The organism is Sphingomonas sp. BK580, from assembly GCF_014194975.1.
In the GTDB taxonomy this organism is placed as follows: domain Bacteria; phylum Pseudomonadota; class Alphaproteobacteria; order Sphingomonadales; family Sphingomonadaceae; genus Sphingomonas.
This window is the reverse complement of the sequence record NZ_JACIAY010000019.1, coordinates 22786-38648: the sequence shown is the minus strand read 5'-3', so window position 1 is coordinate 38648 and position 15863 is coordinate 22786. Positions and strand designations below refer to the sequence as shown.

The following is a 15863-nucleotide window of genomic DNA, read 5'->3' as shown; positions in this document are numbered from 1 at the left end:
CCATCGGCCGCATCCTCGACCTCTACCCACCACAGGAGTGCGCCAACTACTTCACCAACGCCGGTTACGATGCAGACTGATCGGAAACCGCTCTAAAACATCAGCGCTGTAAGTTGCTGGCTGAACCGATCGCTCCTCCCGATGGCACTCCGAGCTGGCGGACTGAGCGGTAACCTGATACCCTTCTCTTGATTGATGGCCAAGCCTCAAGGTATCTCGCCCATGTCATCCTCCGCAGCTGCTCGTTACGTCGGACGCCGACGAGTCGCTTTGGCATGTGTATGAGAGCGCGCCTGCCGTTCAGCGCTCTGGCGTTGATCAAGCGGTCGATGAGGGCTTCATGGGTGGCTTCGAGGTCGCGGGCCGCTGCCGCTGATGACGCGCTGCGTTCAGCCAGCCTTGACGGCGTTCGGCATCGCTGAACGCTTCCCTGCCAGGTCGGAGAGCTCGGCTGCGCGTCGCGCATCGATCGAACCCGGCCACCAGACCGTAAGGGCTGGGTCACTTTCGCGCCTCCGCGTTGCGCCGCAACAATGAATCCCTTACCTCACGGCGTAAACGTGATCAAAGGAACGCGCCGTGGCCCTTTTACCCTTGATGCGAGGAATCCTCGCTATAGAACGGCAACCTGGCGAGTTAGTGCCGCATAACCAGCTTGACCGCCTTGCCGGCTTCGGGCTGATCACTTCAGCCGTGCTGTACCTCTGCTTTAATGCCTTCGGCGGCATGGTGCGGGGCATTCTCGGGCCGATCGGGTTGGCGCCTATTGCCTATCTGCCTTTTGTCGTCGGCCTCGTGTCGCTATTGGCGAACACGCTGGCGCGGGTCGGAGATCCGCAAACATCAACATCTCAATTTGTTGTACTCGCATTTCTTTTTTTAGAAGTGCTTATCTCGATATCACTTGGAAGATCAATCGGCGTTGTTCTGTTCTCTCTATACATCTGCACAGCTATATTCGTTGCGATGGCTGTGACGCAGCGGGGAATGCAAGATCGTATGATCCGCGCCATGGTGCCCATTTTCTACGTTTCGGTTGTCGGCGTCGTTCTGAGTAGCATCATTGAATTCCCTTGGGCTCACAGTACGTACGAGGTAATGGGAGTTCAGCGCGAGGCTACAAGAGAGTGGTCGGCCGGCGGACGGGCGAGACTGGCCGGCTTCTCGCAAGCGAGTTACATGGCGTCAGCCGTAATTATTATATCCTACTGTGCTGCCGAGCATGAATGTAAGACGCTTTTTAAGAAGGCGTTGTGCTGGGCGGCGGGATGCTACGCGATATACTTGACCACTTCGAAGTCTGTTCTGCTCGCCATGCTTGCGCTGCCCGTCACATACGCTGCGATCGGACGCATCCAAGCGAACGATGGCGCCAAGCGGAAATCACTCGCGACGATCCTGCTGGCATTCTGGGTCATGCTTATCTTTGCTGGGCCCCTGCTTTCCATAACCTACGGTAAGCAAATATATCCCCAAGGAGTTGGTGAGGGCCCAAGCTACTCATCGTTGGCCGATCGCGTGCTGAACACCTGGCCGCAAGCGATTGGCTTGGTCGATTGGAGTAATCCAGCGAGCTGGCTCGTGGGGAGGGGGCTTGGTGGCATCGGCGGTCCGATGGCGATGGTCGACCCGAACACGGCTAACTCGGCTGACAATCTGGCCGTCTATCTTATTGTCATGTTTGGCGCCGTCTCGATTGCGATCGGCTACCTAATCTTCAGGGGCGGGCAGCGCGCGATTGATGCGGGGGGGCGAGGTAGACGGGAATTTGCTATGATCATCGCGATGCTCGGCGTCGGCACCGCTGCCAATGTTATCGAGGCGACTTTCACCGCGATGGTGGTCGGGCTGGCCGTTGGGCGGCAGCCTTCGCGCTCCGCAGCTTATGTCAAAAAGCGCCGGGGGCATCGAGCGCGTGACAAAGCTAGCGGAACCGCGGCTTGATCCTTTGGAGGAACGCCGCAACGCGCTTTTCCACAACCTCAAAGAAGAGCACGCCGGCGGCCGTTGAGGTTGCGGCAATTCCGGCCACGTACAAGAGCGGAGCGCTGCGTCCGCCAACCAATAGACCCAGTTTAGCCGCGAGCGACACCACGGGGAAGTGAGCTAGGTAGATAGAGTAAGACGCCTTGCCGAGATAAAGCGTCCAAGATGGTACTCGAAAAGAACGGCGGGTCTCAAGGGCGACGAGGCCATAGACGATCAACGCTGCGCCCGCCCCGAAAAACGCCGTGTCCCAGAAAGTAGCAGCTCGCTGCTCAGGGTGCGCTGCGCATACCGCAAGACGCCACAGAAATATCGCCGCTCCTGTCGTCAAGATAATACGCCCACCGCGAAGCGGCTTGGCCGCTGCGGCAAAAGCTATAGAACCGCCAGCTATGAACAACAAATGGTACGGTGCTATAAAGAACGCAGCCAAACCGCCGGGTTTGAAGATAAAGCTCGCTGTAGCGCAAACTATAAGAGCGCTAATGGCTGCGACACCAAGTTTTCTCTTCCAGAGAGCGAGGCCAACGACACCATAGAAAAGAACTTCATAGCGCAGAGTCCACTCGACTGCGAGAATGCGCTCAACCGGCACAGGGGCGATCGTAAAAGCAGTTAGAATGTCAATATGCGTCACAGGTGGACGCCATTGAAGCTGAGGTATCATCAGCATCGCCGGAACTAGAACTAACAATAGCGCCCAAAGGACCGGATAAACCCTAGAAAACCTTTTCCAGGCGAATTCCTTCAATATAGCTAGACTATTATTATCCTTAATAAGCTCACGTCGGTGAGCAAGAACAATCACAAATCCACTTAAGACAAAAAAGAACTCTACGCCGGAAAATCCTCCAGCCAAAATCGGCATCGCAAAGAAGCCAAGATATTTTGGAAGAGCCGTGGTTATACTCGCATGGAACAGGACTACGCCGAATGCGGCAACGAATCTACCTGCCTCGAGAGTAGCAAATCTACTTGGCAGCCTATATTCGTCAGCCACCTTTCCGGTATTTTTCATTTTTTGCGCTCGCTTGAGACTTAGTGGTGCTCTTCATATGCCTGCGTATCAAAGCTGGCGGCTAGGCATTATCCAATCATGAAAGGCGTCACAGTTTAGGCTTGTGAGATACCTAAGCCTTTCGTCGCCGTCTGCCGACATGAGATCGCCTGCCTTCTCTACCGCGTCGTCCGCTGCGGCCCCCACATTCTTCCTTAGCACTGTTTCGAACAGGCCTGCGACCCACGCAACGAACTCAAGAATGCACTCATCGTGGTACGTTACGCCGATACTTGCCCGCTTGCTGCACGAGCTAAATGAAAGCCGGACAGCTTATCTTCCTGCGCGATCGTGATGAGAGCGCGAGCGTGAACTTGCTGGCCGGGCCAGATCGTTGCTGTAGCGGCTTTTAAGCATCCGCCCTTAACCAGCACGTGCATACCGGAAGCTTGATGAGCCGATGGGAAGATATCGTATTCACCACTGTTTTGGGCGCCTAAATTGGCAGGTTCAGGCGAGCTGTTCGCCCGCGTATTCACATTAAAACTTGTCACGCGAAGGAGAAATCAGAGCGTCTTCCTCGCAAGAGCGGCGGTGCGCGACCGCGAAGCGAGCAACTGAACCAACGGCCCCTCAACAAATAAGTAAGTTAGGGATGACCCGAGCACGGCAACAATCGTCATCACGATCAGGAGTGCGTCGGCTGGTACGTTGGTACCAACTTCGCGCTTCAGCAAAGTGCCGGCCGTCAGAGTGAAGAAAGGATGGACCAAGTAAATTGTGTATGACGCCGTACCGAGGAAGCCGAAAAAGCGAATGATGCGGCCTTCGAGCTTGACCGGAAGCAGGATTGCCCCCGCGACGAGAAGCGCGCCCGGCACACCCCAGCAAAGCACGCGCCAACTCATCGGGTTTCGCAACCAGATCGTAGTGAGAAATCCGAGTGTGCCGATCGCTATTAGAGTCCAGCCGAGCTTCAGAGAGGTTCGTCCTGCGACTAGATGTGCCAAACCGACTCCCGCCATAAACTCCAACAGCAGCGGCGACGCGAGGACCGACGCGGCGATCGTGTCTCGACCGCCGCTTACGATGCAGATTACTGCGATCGCCGATATTATGGCGAGCGCCCACGGCCAGATCCAGCGCCCGCCGGCGACGGCGATCACCGCGGTGCAAACCGCGTAAAAATACATTTCGAATGTCAGCGTCCAGCCCGGATCCAGGATCGGATGAAGGGACAGGTGGCCGCCTCTGGTCATCTTAGGCCACGGGATGAGCAGGAACGAGGCGACGACGAGACTGGGTGTCACAATCAGGCCGCGGAAGGCGATGCCAGCAAGCCATAGAAGGAGAAAAGCTGACGTGAAGATCCAGTACGGCGGCATGACACGCAACAGGCGTCGCCATGCGAAGGTGCGCGCCTTTGCAGCACCAGCGGGCATCGCTCGCGCGGAATGAGCGATGACAAGGCCACTTATGCAGAAGAAAATGTCAACGCCGGCTGCGCCGAGGTCGGCCAGGCGGCGGAAAGTCGCTATCGCACTATGACCAGGGTGTAGCGTTGTCACGACGGTGCACATGTGGTGAAAGACAACCATTGACGCAGCGACGCCGCGCAGGATCTGTACACCTTCGAAGGTGACTTTGGCGAGAGCTGGGCCAGACGCCAGCTCGGCCTGCGTCAGCGGGTTTTGTGACAGGGTATCAGTATGGGCTGTCATGCGATTCTCCTGCCACGGCTTACCGGCCCTAGCTGCCTATGAAGGCGGTGGCTAGGAGCTATGACGTGGCTGCTACGGTCTAGCTCGGCGGCGCAGCCGGGCGTCAAACAGGAGCCATGTGCGCTTAGCTTGCGCTCATCGCGGACTTAATCATCACTGTGCCGCGCTCGTTGCGCGCGGCGGCTGGCGAACCCCGGGAATCTCGAGAAACTTCCTATCCAGGATGGTGCTCGGTCGCGGAGATCCTCTGAGCGGCCGCGTGGTTCTTTACCTCGTGCGATGAAGCCTGCGAGCCGCACGTGCACACTCGCGAGCGGGACAGGAGCTGCGAACCACGCCAAGCCCCTGCAAGCTGGAACTCTGATGCACATGCTTTGCTTAGTTGAAGACGAAAACCAACAAAACTCTGTCGGGTCGAATTTGCCGATTACAGCCTGGGTTTAGGTAATACTAGCGTCACGGTGATACTAAAGTGTGGCCTCCCCAATGGGCAGTCGCGCTGATATGGAATCGCCAGAAACACCGGAGAGACTAGCGGGATCAAAAGGTGTTATCAGCTCGGACTAAGGAAATGCCGCAGCCGTGAGAGTAAGGCCGGTGAAAGCCGCGATCATTAGGGACGAATAACGATGTTAACCCAGCTTGGGACGCGCTCCTTCCCGTTCTGATTGACCATGATCCTATAGCCGTATCGGCCGTTAAAGAGCATCTCCGAATTTTTAGCCCCGACCCGCTCGCTCCCTCTTGTTCATCGTCGCCGGGCGTGTAGAGGGGAGAGCAACGGCGGTCTCCCGAGGCTTTCCTCGCGCCGGGCGCTTAGCTCAGCTGGTAGAGCGGCTCGTTTACACCGAGTAGGTCGGCGGTTCGAACCCGTCAGCGCCCACCACCGCCGACCCCCGCACGTCGACCGCCGCCGCCCGCCCGACCCAAGCGCGCGCTACCGCGCCCCTCTCACCCCAGCCCGACCCAGCTGCTCGCCAGGTACAGCTCGATCATCCGCAACCCCTTCGCGCTGAGCGTCACCAGCGAGCGGCGGCGGTCGTCGACGTCGGCGCGGCGCACCACCAGACCGCGTGCCTCGAGCTTGCCGAGGCAGCGCAGCGCGGTGCTGGGCGGCACCGCGGCGCCGATGCACGCGCTCGACACCGGCACCAGCGCGCCGCGGCCGTGGTGGATGTAGAGGTCGAGCAGCATGTCCCAGGCGGCCTCGCCGAACAGGTCGGTGCCGAACAGCCGGTCGCGCGAGCGGCGCTCCTGGTACATCAGCTCGGCGCGCTCGAGCAGCCCGGGCGCGGGCGCCGGCTGCTGCGCCTCCTTGGCGCGTAGTCGCTCGAGCAGCGCCTCGATCTCACGGATCGCGCAGCCCAGCTCCTCGCGCGTGGCAGGTTCGTGCCTCATCGGCCGCCCTCCGCCGCTGGAAGGTCCAGTCGAACTCGCGCCCGCCCGCGCGCAGCCGGCGGTGATGACGCGCCACGCCGATCACCAGCAGCAGCAGCCCCGGATAGGCCAGCCACGCCGCCACGCGCGTGTAGACGATCGGCAGCACCGCCGGGTCGTAGGCGCGCACGCCGTGGGTCATCACCGTGAGCGCGTGGAAGGCAGTGAGATACAGCGGCCAGAAGCGGTCCGCCGCGAGGCTCACCGCCACCAGCCCGGCGAGCAGGGCGGTGTCGATCGCCACCCGCTGCCACTCGACGTGGAAGTAGGTGTAACCGCGCACGTGCGGCAGCAGGTAGGAGGCGATCGCCGCCGTCAGCAGCAGCGCCGCCACCCAGCGCTCCGGCGCGCCGCCGCGCCGGAAGGCATAGAGGCAGGTGCCGAGCAGCACCGCGGCGAAGACGAGGACTCGCGTCATCGGCCGCATTCCCAGATGATCTGATCACGTTCGATCCGCCGCGGCTCAGGCGGTGAAGCCGGGGCGGGGATCCTGCTTGTCGGTATCGCCGTACAGCCGCACGTCGAGCCCGCGCGCCTTGGCCAGCGCCTCGAGCAGGCGGTGGACGTCGGCGGTGGCGCCCTGCGCGCCGCTGATCTGCACCGCGACGTCGCTGATCCCGGCGCGGATCGACTTGCCGACGATCGGCGCGATATTCTGCTCGACGCGCGCGTCGATGAGCGCGGCCATGAGCCGGCCGCACACCGCGAAGGCGCGGTCCTGCAGCAACTCGAGCTCGCGCAGCAGCGTGGCGACCGCCGTGACCTCGACCGAGGGGAACTCACCGCGCGAGCTGAGCGACGACGTCGCTGAGGGTGCGGACGAAGAGAGCGAAAAGACCGAAGCCGGTGACGAGGCCGAATATGATAGCGCCGAGCCAGAAGAGGCGCTGTGCGACAGTGAGGTCATTACCATCCCCTTTGCGGAACGGCAGCCATGGTGCGGCGGGAACGTGTCTTTGTGCTCCCGTCGCCGCCGCGGCGGCCGGTGCCGGGACGTCATCGCCCGGCGAAGACGGTTCTTCGGCGGGCAGGGGGGTGGAATCTCCCACCGAGAAGCGACCCCTCGCATCGGGGTGGGCCGCCTCATAGGCGGCCAGCGCGGCGGCCGCGGCGGGGCGGCCACCGACGCCGAGCAGCGCGGTCGCCTCGGTGAGATAACCGCTGGCGGTATTCTCCGAGATGGCGAGCGCGCGCGCGATCTCCTTCACGCGATAGCGCTGATGGTAGAGGCGGAGGCATTCCCGTTGCCGGGTCGTCAGTTTCGCGAATCGATCCGGCGACATGATCTCGATGTGGTTTAGCTCGCGAACCAAGTCATTAGCCAAGATGCACCGCGCGTGCCGCGACGGGCCGCGCCGCGACGCGGGCGCCGCTGTCCTACGCCCTCCAACATCTGCCACGCCCGCGCCCTCACTCACGGACGAGGGACGGACGATGCGCGAGCTGGTGGAGCAGGTGATCGACGCGCGCGGGCGGCGCGGCCCGGTGGTGCACGGCGCACGACGCGGGCGGACGGTGACGGTGAACCGGCGCGAGTCGCCGCTGGCGTGGCTCGCCGCACGCGGGCTGGTCGACCAGCGCCAGGCCGAGGCGGGCGAGCGACTCCGCGCCGATTACGAGCGCGCTCAGCTCGCGCCGTCGGTGACGATGCGCTGGGCGCCGCGCGTCGACTACGGCCGCGGCACCGCGCCCGACCCGAGCGATGCGCAGCTCGCCGCCAAGCGCCGCTTCGACGCGGCGGTGGGCGCCGCGGGGCGCGGGCTGGCCGACGTGCTGTGGCGCGTGGTCTGCGCGGGCGAGTCTCTGCCCGACAGCGAGCGCGCGCTCGGCTGGCCGGCGCGCAGCGGACGACTGGTGCTGTCGCTCGCGCTCGACCGGCTGGCGGACCATTACCGCCTGCCGTGATCGCGCCCCTTGCCCCGCGCCGCGCGCGCGGACACATAGGCGCGATGCGGTTCCGCTTCGTGAAATGCCATGGCTCGGGCAACGATTTCCCGCTGATCGACGCGCGCGACGCCGCGCTCGACGGCACCGACTGGGCGGGGGTGGCGCGCGCGCTCGCCGACCGCGCCGGCCCGGTCGGCGGCGACGGGCTGCTGCTGCTCACCCGCGGCGACGATCGCGCCGCCTTCGGCATGCGCATGTTCAACAGCGACGGCAGCGAGGCCGAGACCTGCCTCAACGGGCTGCGCTGTGCCGCGCGCGCGGGCTTCGCCGCGATCGGGGCGGAACGCGCCACCGTGCGGCTCAAGACCAGCTACGCCGAGGCGGCGCGCGTCGAGGAGCTCGCGCCGGGCGTCTACACCGTCGCCGAGACCGCTGGCCCGGCCTCGCTCGACGCCGCCGCCTGGCCGCTGCGTGACGCGCCGGCGCGGATCGTCGAGGCGCGGGTGCCGCCGCTGCCGAGCGCGCGCGCCTTCACCGCGGTGGCGATGCCCAACCCGCATCTCGTCGCGTTCGTCGACACGGTCGACGAGGAAGAACTGGTCGCGGTCGGGCAGGCGTGCGAGGCGGCGCCGGCGTGGCTGCCGAACCGCGCCAACGTCTCCTTCGTCGAGCTGCGCGGGGAGGATCGGCTGTACGTCCGCACGTTCGAGCGCGGCGTCGGGCTGACCGACAGCTGCGGCAGCGCGATGGCGGCCTCCAGCTATGCCGCGGGACTGACCGGGCGAGTGGCGTTCGACCGCGCGCTGACGGTGTACAATCGCGGCGGGCTGGTGCGCGCGCGCGCCGGTGCGGACGCGATGGTGACGCTCCACGGCAATGCCACGTGGGAGTGGGAAGGCAGCGTCACGGTCGATCCGACGCGCGGCGTCGCTGGCGAGCTGGTGGTAGAGCGCCACCATCCGGACGAGATCGCCGCCTGGGCGCGCGTGGTCGAGGCGGCGTAGGTCGAGTCCTGTCCTCCCCCGTGTGAGGGGAGGTGTCAGCCCGCAGGGCTGACGGGGGGTGTCACCGGTGACGCCACCTGACCTCACCAGCCGTAACACCCCTTCGACGCGCTGGGCGCGCCACGTCCCCTCGCAGAGGAGGACCGATCCAGCGCCATCTCGACCGAGTGAGGAAACGCGGCACGTTCCTAGCCGAACACCCGTCACTCCCCGCCGAGCTGCTCCAGCAGGTCGGTCACCTTGCCGCGCAATTCGGTGTCGCGCGTGATCTCGAGGATCGCGCCCAGGCTGCGGCGCGCGCTCTCATGATCGCCGTCGACCAGCTCGAGCCGGGCGCGCTCCCACCAGCCGTGCGGCTGGTCGGGCGCGAACACCGTCATGCGCTGGTACAGCTCGAGCGCGCGGCGGCCCTTGCCGGCGAGCTCGGCACGCGCCGCCTGGTTCTGCAGCAGCCGCACCAGCACCGCGCGGTTGGGCATGGCGGCGACGTGCGTCACCGCGCGCCCCGGCCGCGCCGCCTCGAGCAGCGCCGACAGCCGCTCCGCGCCGACGCGGACGCCGCCAGCGAAGGGGTCGACGATCACCGGCTCGCTCTCGGCCTCGATCAGCACCAGCACGTGGCCGGGCACGTCGAGCACGTCGGCGCTCCAGCCGAGCCGCCGCGCGGCGGCGACGTAGAGGATCGACAGGCTCACCGGCAGGCCGCGGCGGCGCTCGAGCACCTGGAGCAGGTCGGCGTTGGCGGGGTCGTCGTAGCTGGCGGAGTCGCCGAGGAAGCCGAACTCGCCCGCGAACACCGCGGCGAGCGCGTCGGCGCGCTCGAGCGAGGTCTCGGCGTCGGCGCCGGTGACGTCGAGCCGGGTGGCGATCGCCTCGAGCAGGTCGTGCGCGGGGGCGGGGTCGGCGTCAGGGTGGTCGAGCAGGGCGAGCAGCAGCGCGGCCTCGTCGAGCACGATATCGTCCTCGTCGATCAGGCCGAGGCGAAGGAGATCGTCGGTCATATCCGCTGAGATGGGGGCGCGGGGCGGGACATGCGAGGGGCACGTCCTCAGATCCTCCCCGCCAGGCCGGGAGGGGGACCGCCCGGCGCAGCCGGGTGGTGGAGGGGGACCTCCACGCGGCGCAACGTTCGCGGATGCCCGCTCTCATCGCTGCGCCATGATCCCCCTCCCCGTGGCGGGGAGGATCTGGTTAGCCGCTCAGAACGAGTCCTTCGCCGCGCGCCACCGCGCGAACGTCGCCACGTCCGGCGCGCGCAGGAAAGGGTTGGTCGCGCGCTCGGCGGCGATCGTGGTCGGGACGGTCGCCTCGCCCGCGGCGCGCGCACGGTCGACCTCGGCCATGCGCGCGACCAGCGCCTCGTTCTCCGGCTCGACCGTCAGCGCGAAACGGCCGTTGCTCTGCGTATATTCGTGGCCGCAATAGACCGCGGTCGAATCGGGCAGCGCGGCGAAGCGGCGCATGTTGGCGTACATCTGCGCCGCGTCGCCCTCGAACAACCGCCCGCAGCCGAGCGCGAACAAGGTGTCGCCGGTGAAGATCACCGCGTCGTCGGCGAGGTGGAGCGCGACATGCCCCGCGGTATGGCCCGGCACCTCCAGCACGGTGGCGCGATGCTGGCCGAGCGTGAGCGAGTCGCCCTCGCGCACGCCACGGTCGAGCGGGTCGATCTTGGCGCGCTCCGCCTCGGGACCGGTGACGGTCGCGTCGGTCGCCGCCCGCACCGCCGCGACGCCGCCGGTGTGATCGGGGTGCCAGTGCGTGATCCACACCTGGCCGATCGTCCAACCGCGCGCCGCGGCGACGTCGAGCACCGGTGCCGCCTCGCCCGGATCGACCACCGCCACCGCGCCGTCCTCGGCGCGCACCAGCCAGCTATAATTGTCCTTGAGCACCGGCACGCGGACGATCTCGAGCATCACCACGTCCCCGTGTTGGGCATCGACGCCCAGGGCTCGGCCGGGGCGAGCGGCGCGCGCGCCTGGAGCAGCTCGATCGAGATGCCGTCGGGGGTCTTCACGAACGCCATATGACCGTCGCGCGGCGGGCGGTTGATCGTCACCCCGGCGTCGGCGAGCCGCCGGCAGGTCGCGTAGATGTCGTCGACCCGGTAGGCGAGATGGCCGAAGTTGCGGCCGCCGGTGTAGACCTCGGCGGCGCTGCCGTCCGCGGGCGGCCAGTTGTGGGTCAGCTCGACCTCGACGCGGCGCTCGCCGATCGCTCTATCCGCCTCGGCGGCGAGGAAGATCAGCGTGAACCGCCCCGCCTCGTTGTCGATCCGCCGCACTTCGGTGAGGCCCAGCAGCGCGAAGAAGGCGATCGTGGCGTCGGGGTCGCTGACGCGGATCATGGTGTGGAGATATTGAGTCATTCTACCTTCCGTTCGTCGTCCGGAGAGCTGTGGGTCGAGGGCGGACGTTCGCTGACCAGGCCAGCCTCGCCCACGTCATAACCGCCGCGGCGTGCGCCGGGGTCCAGGTGGGTGAGATCGGCGGCTCTCACGATCGCCTTCCCGACTAAGCCCCGGCGCCCGCCGGGGTGGTCAGAGGTGCGGGCGACGCGGCGGCGATGCTTTCTCGGCGTCGGCCCCGCCTATTTCCCGCCGAACTGAGTCAGCGCCTGTGCCGCCGACTGGCCCGCCGGTGAATCGGGTGCGAGCCGCGCCGCCTCCTGCCACGCCGCCTTGGCGCGATCGGCGTCGCCGCCCGCCGCGGCGATATTGCCGGCCTCGAGCTGGACCGAGGCGTCGTCGGCCGAGCGGCGCAGCGCCTGCGCGATGTCGGCGCGCGCGCGGCCGAGATCGCCGCCGCGCCGCGCCAAGGTCGCGGAGAGCAGCCACGCCAGCGGGTCGTCGCCCGCGGTCGTCAGCGCCTGGTCGAGGTCGGTGCGCGCGCCGGCGGCGTCGCCCAGCGCGACCAGCGCGCGGGCGCGGTCGAGATGCGCCTCGCCGCGTTGCAGCTCCACCAGTGTCCCGGCCGCCAGCGCGGCGTCGAGCGCGCCGCGCGCCTTGGCGGCGTCCCCCGCTGCGAGCCAGGCGTTGCCCGCCTGCGCCCAATAGTCCGCCGCGTGCGAGTCGTGCGCGAGCTCGGCGCCGCGCGCCGCCTCGGCGAAGGTCGCCCCCGCCTCGGCGTAGCGGTCCTGCGCCGCCAGTGCGAGCGCGAGGCACGCGCGCAACCCCGCGCCACCGCGCCGCGCGCGTGCCTCGGCCGCGGCGGGGTCGCTGCGGGTCTCGGCGACGCAGCCCGCGGCGGGGTCGCTGCCGCTGACGCCGGGCGGCGTCATGGCCTGGCCAGCGGCGGCGAGCAGCAGCGCGGCGAGCGGGATCATGGCACCACATCCTCCACCGCGCGGATCAGCAGCGCGAGATCGTCCTCGCGCGACAGGCGGTGGTCGCCGTCCTTGACCAGCCAGGTCTGAACGTGCGGCGAACGGATCAGCTCGGCCAGCCGCGCCGAGCGATGCCACGGCACGTCCGGGTCAGCCTGGCCGTGCAGCAGCCGCACCGGCCCGTCGAACGCGATCGGCCCCGACATCAGCCGGTTCGCCTCGCCCGACTGCCAGAAGCGGCGGGTGTACACGGTCGCTGCCGGGCCATAGGGGTTGGCGCGCTCGAGCCGGCCGTGCTCGAGCAGGTACATCTTCTCGTCCTGCGAGAAACCCCAATCGGTGAAGTCGGGCGCGGCGGCGACGCCGACCAGCGCCGCGACGCGCGCGGGGCGCGCCAGTGCGGCGAGCAGCATCACCCAGCCGCCCATCGACGAGCCGACCAGCACCACCGGCCCCTCGACATGGTCGATCATCGCCACCGCGTCGTCGCGCCAGTCGGCGAGCGACTGGTCCTCGAACTTGCCCTCGGAGGCGCCGCAGCCGCCATAGTCGAAGCGGAGGAAGCCCTGACCCCGTGCCTTGGCCCACTGCTCGAGCGCGAGCGCCTTGGTGCCGCTCATGTCGGAGGCATAGCCGGGGAGGAAGATTACTGTCGGCGCGGTGCCGGCGTGATGGTGGTAGGCCAGGCGCGGGCGCTTCGGCGCGGTCGTGACGATGCTCATGTGCGCAGGCTTAGACGCGGCACAGCGCTTTGCGAAGGCAGGGGAAGTTGAGTCGCGTGCGGGTGGGCGGCAGGACTGCGCGCCCTCCGCTCATTCTCTTCCGCGCTCCCGCCCCTTCGTCATGCCCGCGAAGGCAGGCATCCAGATCCGCTGACGTCGCGCCTCCATCGACAGGTCCGCGCGTCTGGATCCCCGCCTCCGCGGGGATGACGGGTGGAGACGAGGTAGACGGGTGGGGGCGAGGTCGACGGGTGGGGACGAGGTGGACGGGTGAGGGGCGAGAACGAAGGTAGGGGGGCGGAAGTGACGAGGAAGGCGCGAGGGCGCCTGGTGAAGGGGCACTGCACATCACCGCCTTTCGCCGCACGACCCGCGAACGACGCATCCCGCGCATCCTCAATCGCCGACGCGCAGCCGCGCCATCTCGCGCTCGGGCGCGCCAGCCGTGACGGCGAAGAACTGGCGCAGCAGCGCGCGCTCCTCGGCCGTGAGATGCGGGTTCCAGGCGTCGAGGATCAGGATCGCGCGCGGCCGGTCGGAGCGGTTCCACGCCTCGTGCTCGATCGTGTCGTCGAACGCCCAGGCGCGCCCCTCCTCCCAACGCCGCGTCTCGCCGCCGACGCGGAAGCCGCAGTCGGGCGGCACCACCAGCGGCAGGTGGACGATCGCGCGCGCGTTGCTCACCCCCGTGTGCGCGGGCAGATGCGCGCCCGGCGCGAGGATCGAGAAGAACACCGTGGGCGTCCGCCCCGGCAGGTCGGAGAGCGGCAGCGCCTCCACCGCGGCGGCGGTGCGCGGCACGCGCGCGCAGACCGAATCGTCGCGCTTGCCGTCGCGCCACAGATGGAGCGCGCCCCACGCGAGCGAACCGTCGAGCGCGGACCATTTGTTCCGCGGCGTCCCCGGCTTCATCGCGACGTACGGGCGCAGCGCGTCGGCATCCTCGGCCAGCACGCGCAGCAGCTCGTCGCGGATCGTCGCGGTCTCGGCCTCGAGCCGGTCGAACCACGGGAACAGCTCGCGCGCGAAGAACTCGTCGGCGGGCAGGAAAGGGACGTGCAGCCCGGCGCAATGGTTGGCGTAGATCTGGCGCCGGCCCAGCGCATGGTCGACGCAGGCGTCGATGCGGCGTCGCGCGGCCGGTGCGAGCGCGGCGCGGGCCGGCGCCAAGGCCGCGTCGACCGTGGCCGCGAAGCCGGCGCGCTGTCTCGCGACATAGTCGCGGGCGTGTTCGAGCATGGTCTCGATCGCCGGCGAGCGCTCATCGAGCAGTGCCGCCATCGTCAGCACGTTGCCCCAGCGCTCCGCCGCCTCGTCTCGCTCGCCCGCGCGCTCGTGCCACTCGGCGAGCCGGACCAGCGCCATGAAGTGGCGTTGGTCGATCGCGAGCGCGCCCTCCAGCGCGGCGCGCTCGGCCGCGGCGTCGTCGCGCGAGCGATGCGCGCGCGCCAGGTTCATCCACAGTTCGGGCGCGGCCGGATCGGCGGCGATCGCGCGCGTGAACCAGTCCGCCGCCGTCGCGAAGGCGCCGCGTGCGAGCGAGTCGACGCCGAGCGCGTTGAGCGCCAGCGGATGCTCCGCGCCGTCGGCGACCGCGGCATGGAACAGCCGCACCGCCTCGTCGCGGCGGCCGGCGTCGCGCGCGGCGAGCGCGGCGGCGAGCTGTTGCTGGGATCGGCCCTGGTTCATAACATGGATGATAACCGATCGCGGCGACTGGACAATCGCGCGCGTGCCGGCGCACAGCACGGCGATGGCGGCGGCCCCTCTCCCCCTGCTCGACGCGACCTGGCTGGCGCACCGCTACGATCCGGGGCACGACGCCTTCCATCTCCGGCGCGTGCCGCGCGAGACGCACCGCGCCGCTACCTTCCTCACCGACGAGTATCTGCCCGAGGACAGCGCGGCGCCGCTGGTGGTCCGCCGTGCCGAGGCGCGCGCGGCCGCGCCGGCGCCGGCGCCGCTGCACTGGATCTTCCACTCCGCCTTCTGCTGCTCGACGCTGCTCGCGCGCGCGCTCGACCGGCCCGGCGCCGCGATGGGGCTCAAGGAACCAGCGGTGCTCAACGACCTGATCGGCTGGCGCCGCCGCGGCGATCCCGGCCCCGATCTGGCGACCGTGCTCGACGACACGCTCACGCTGCTGGCGCGCCCTTTCGCGCCGGGCGAGGCGGTGGTGGTCAAGCCCTCCACCATCGCCAACGGCTTCGCGCCCGCGGTGTTGACGCTGCGGGCCGAGAGCGCCGCGCTGCTACTCTACGCGCCGCTGGCCACCTTCCTCGGTTCGGTGGCGAAGAAGGAGCTGGAGGGGCGGCTGTGGGTACGCACCTTGCTCACCGGCATGCTCGACGACGGGCTGGCGCGCTTCGGCTATGCGCCGCGCGAGCTGCTCGCGCTGACCGACCTGCAGGTCGCCGCGCTCGGCTGGCTCGGCCAGCAGCGTCTGTTCACCGAGCTGGTCGAGCGTTTCGGGCCGTCGCGCGTGCGCACGCTCGATAGCGCGACGCTGATGGCGCGCCCGCGCGAGGCGCTGGCGGCGCTCGCGACGCTCTACCGGCTACGGTTCGACGACGCCGCGCTCGACGCGATCGTCGCGGGGCCGGCGTTCACGCGTCACTCCAAGTTCGGCAACGCCTTCGACGCCGCCGCCCGCGCCGCCGAGCATCGCGACGCCGCGGCGCTCCACGCGCGCGAGATCGAGGTGGTGGTGCGCTGGGCCGGTGAGGTCGCCGAAACCTTCGGGATCGCGCTGGCCGCGCCGGCGCCGCTGCTCGGCTGAACG

17 protein-coding genes and 1 tRNA gene are annotated in these 15863 nt (G+C 67.8%); 5 read left to right on the top strand and 13 right to left on the bottom strand.

The annotated features are described in order from the left end of the window. Window positions 1–579: 579 nt before the first annotated feature. Window positions 580–1944 (top strand): hypothetical protein, encoded by a 1365-nt coding sequence (locus tag FHY05_RS21760; protein WP_183946555.1) that lies wholly within the window; start codon window positions 580–582, stop codon window positions 1942–1944. Here the strand turns inward: FHY05_RS21760 and FHY05_RS21755 are convergent. The 3 genes from FHY05_RS21755 to FHY05_RS21745 form a co-directional block, all read right to left on the bottom strand. Next, window positions 1925–3004 (bottom strand): acyltransferase, encoded by a 1080-nt coding sequence (locus tag FHY05_RS21755; protein WP_183946553.1) that lies wholly within the window; start codon window positions 3002–3004, stop codon window positions 1925–1927. The genes FHY05_RS21760 and FHY05_RS21755 overlap by 20 nt on opposite strands. A gap of 260 nt (window positions 3005–3264) precedes the next feature. Then, window positions 3265–3537, bottom strand: a complete 273-nt coding sequence (locus tag FHY05_RS21750; RefSeq protein WP_183946551.1) for a hypothetical protein — start codon at window positions 3535–3537, stop codon at window positions 3265–3267. A 12-nt stretch (window positions 3538–3549) separates the two neighbouring features. Continuing rightward, window positions 3550–4704, bottom strand: a complete 1155-nt coding sequence (locus FHY05_RS21745; protein WP_183946549.1) for an acyltransferase — start codon at window positions 4702–4704, stop codon at window positions 3550–3552. A gap of 810 nt (window positions 4705–5514) precedes the next feature. Here FHY05_RS21745 and FHY05_RS21740 point away from each other — a divergent pair. After that, a tRNA-Val gene (locus tag FHY05_RS21740) sits at window positions 5515–5590 on the top strand. A 65-nt stretch (window positions 5591–5655) separates the two neighbouring features. Here the strand turns inward: FHY05_RS21740 and FHY05_RS21735 are convergent. The 4 genes from FHY05_RS21735 to FHY05_RS21720 are packed head-to-tail and all read right to left on the bottom strand — an operon-like array spanning window position 5656 to window position 7454. After that, entirely contained in the window at window positions 5656–6102 is a 447-nt protein-coding gene (locus FHY05_RS21735) for a winged helix DNA-binding protein (protein ID WP_183946547.1), read from the bottom strand. Then, window positions 6053–6559 carry a hypothetical protein gene (locus FHY05_RS21730; protein WP_183946545.1) on the bottom strand — a complete coding sequence of 169 codons (507 nt, stop codon included), beginning with the start codon at window positions 6557–6559 and terminating at the stop codon, window positions 6053–6055. Before FHY05_RS21730 ends, FHY05_RS21735 begins: the two co-directional genes overlap by 50 nt. A gap of 45 nt (window positions 6560–6604) precedes the next feature. Next, window positions 6605–6868, bottom strand: a complete 264-nt coding sequence (locus tag FHY05_RS21725) for a hypothetical protein (RefSeq protein ID WP_183946543.1) — start codon at window positions 6866–6868, stop codon at window positions 6605–6607. Window positions 6869–6920: 52 nt separating this feature from the next. Next, a complete protein-coding gene (locus tag FHY05_RS21720) occupies window positions 6921–7454 on the bottom strand; it encodes a LuxR C-terminal-related transcriptional regulator (RefSeq protein WP_183946541.1) in 534 nt (177 codons plus the stop codon). Window positions 7455–7575: 121 nt separating this feature from the next. Between FHY05_RS21720 and FHY05_RS21715 the strand changes: the two genes are divergently transcribed. Together FHY05_RS21715 and dapF are read left to right on the top strand one after the other, a co-directional pair. Further along, window positions 7576–8046, top strand: coding sequence for a DUF6456 domain-containing protein (locus FHY05_RS21715; RefSeq protein WP_183946539.1), 471 nt, complete (start codon window positions 7576–7578; stop codon window positions 8044–8046). 44 nt (window positions 8047–8090) lie between these two features. Further along, on the top strand, window positions 8091–9032 hold the full coding sequence (gene dapF, locus FHY05_RS21710; protein WP_183946537.1) for a diaminopimelate epimerase: 942 nt from the start codon (window positions 8091–8093) through the stop codon (window positions 9030–9032). A 203-nt stretch (window positions 9033–9235) separates the two neighbouring features. Here dapF and FHY05_RS21705 read toward each other — a convergent pair whose 3' ends face one another. The 6 genes from FHY05_RS21705 to FHY05_RS21680 all read right to left on the bottom strand — a co-directional run bounded on the left by FHY05_RS21705 (window position 9236) and on the right by FHY05_RS21680 (window position 14770). Then, window positions 9236–10033, bottom strand: a complete 798-nt coding sequence (locus FHY05_RS21705) for a transglutaminase-like domain-containing protein (RefSeq protein ID WP_183946535.1) — start codon at window positions 10031–10033, stop codon at window positions 9236–9238. A 198-nt stretch (window positions 10034–10231) separates the two neighbouring features. Beyond that, window positions 10232–10951: a hydroxyacylglutathione hydrolase gene (gene gloB, locus FHY05_RS21700; protein WP_183946533.1), complete on the bottom strand. Its 720-nt coding sequence runs from the start codon at window positions 10949–10951 to the stop codon at window positions 10232–10234. Then, window positions 10951–11403 carry a VOC family protein gene (locus tag FHY05_RS21695; RefSeq protein ID WP_183946531.1) on the bottom strand — a complete coding sequence of 151 codons (453 nt, stop codon included), beginning with the start codon at window positions 11401–11403 and terminating at the stop codon, window positions 10951–10953. Before FHY05_RS21695 ends, gloB begins: the two co-directional genes overlap by 1 nt. Window positions 11404–11624: 221 nt before the next feature. Beyond that, window positions 11625–12359, bottom strand: a complete 735-nt coding sequence (locus FHY05_RS21690) for a tetratricopeptide repeat protein (protein ID WP_183946530.1) — start codon at window positions 12357–12359, stop codon at window positions 11625–11627. Then, window positions 12356–13081 carry an alpha/beta hydrolase gene (locus FHY05_RS21685; RefSeq protein WP_183946528.1) on the bottom strand — a complete coding sequence of 242 codons (726 nt, stop codon included), beginning with the start codon at window positions 13079–13081 and terminating at the stop codon, window positions 12356–12358. Before FHY05_RS21685 ends, FHY05_RS21690 begins: the two co-directional genes overlap by 4 nt. A gap of 396 nt (window positions 13082–13477) precedes the next feature. Next, window positions 13478–14770 (bottom strand): aspartyl/asparaginyl beta-hydroxylase domain-containing protein, encoded by a 1293-nt coding sequence (locus FHY05_RS21680; RefSeq protein WP_183946526.1) that lies wholly within the window; start codon window positions 14768–14770, stop codon window positions 13478–13480. Window positions 14771–14777: 7 nt separating this feature from the next. On the opposite strand from FHY05_RS21680, the gene FHY05_RS21675 reads away from it, so the two are divergent. Continuing rightward, window positions 14778–15860, top strand: a complete 1083-nt coding sequence (locus FHY05_RS21675; RefSeq protein ID WP_260181773.1) for a hypothetical protein — start codon at window positions 14778–14780, stop codon at window positions 15858–15860. Window positions 15861–15863: the final 3 nt, after the last annotated feature.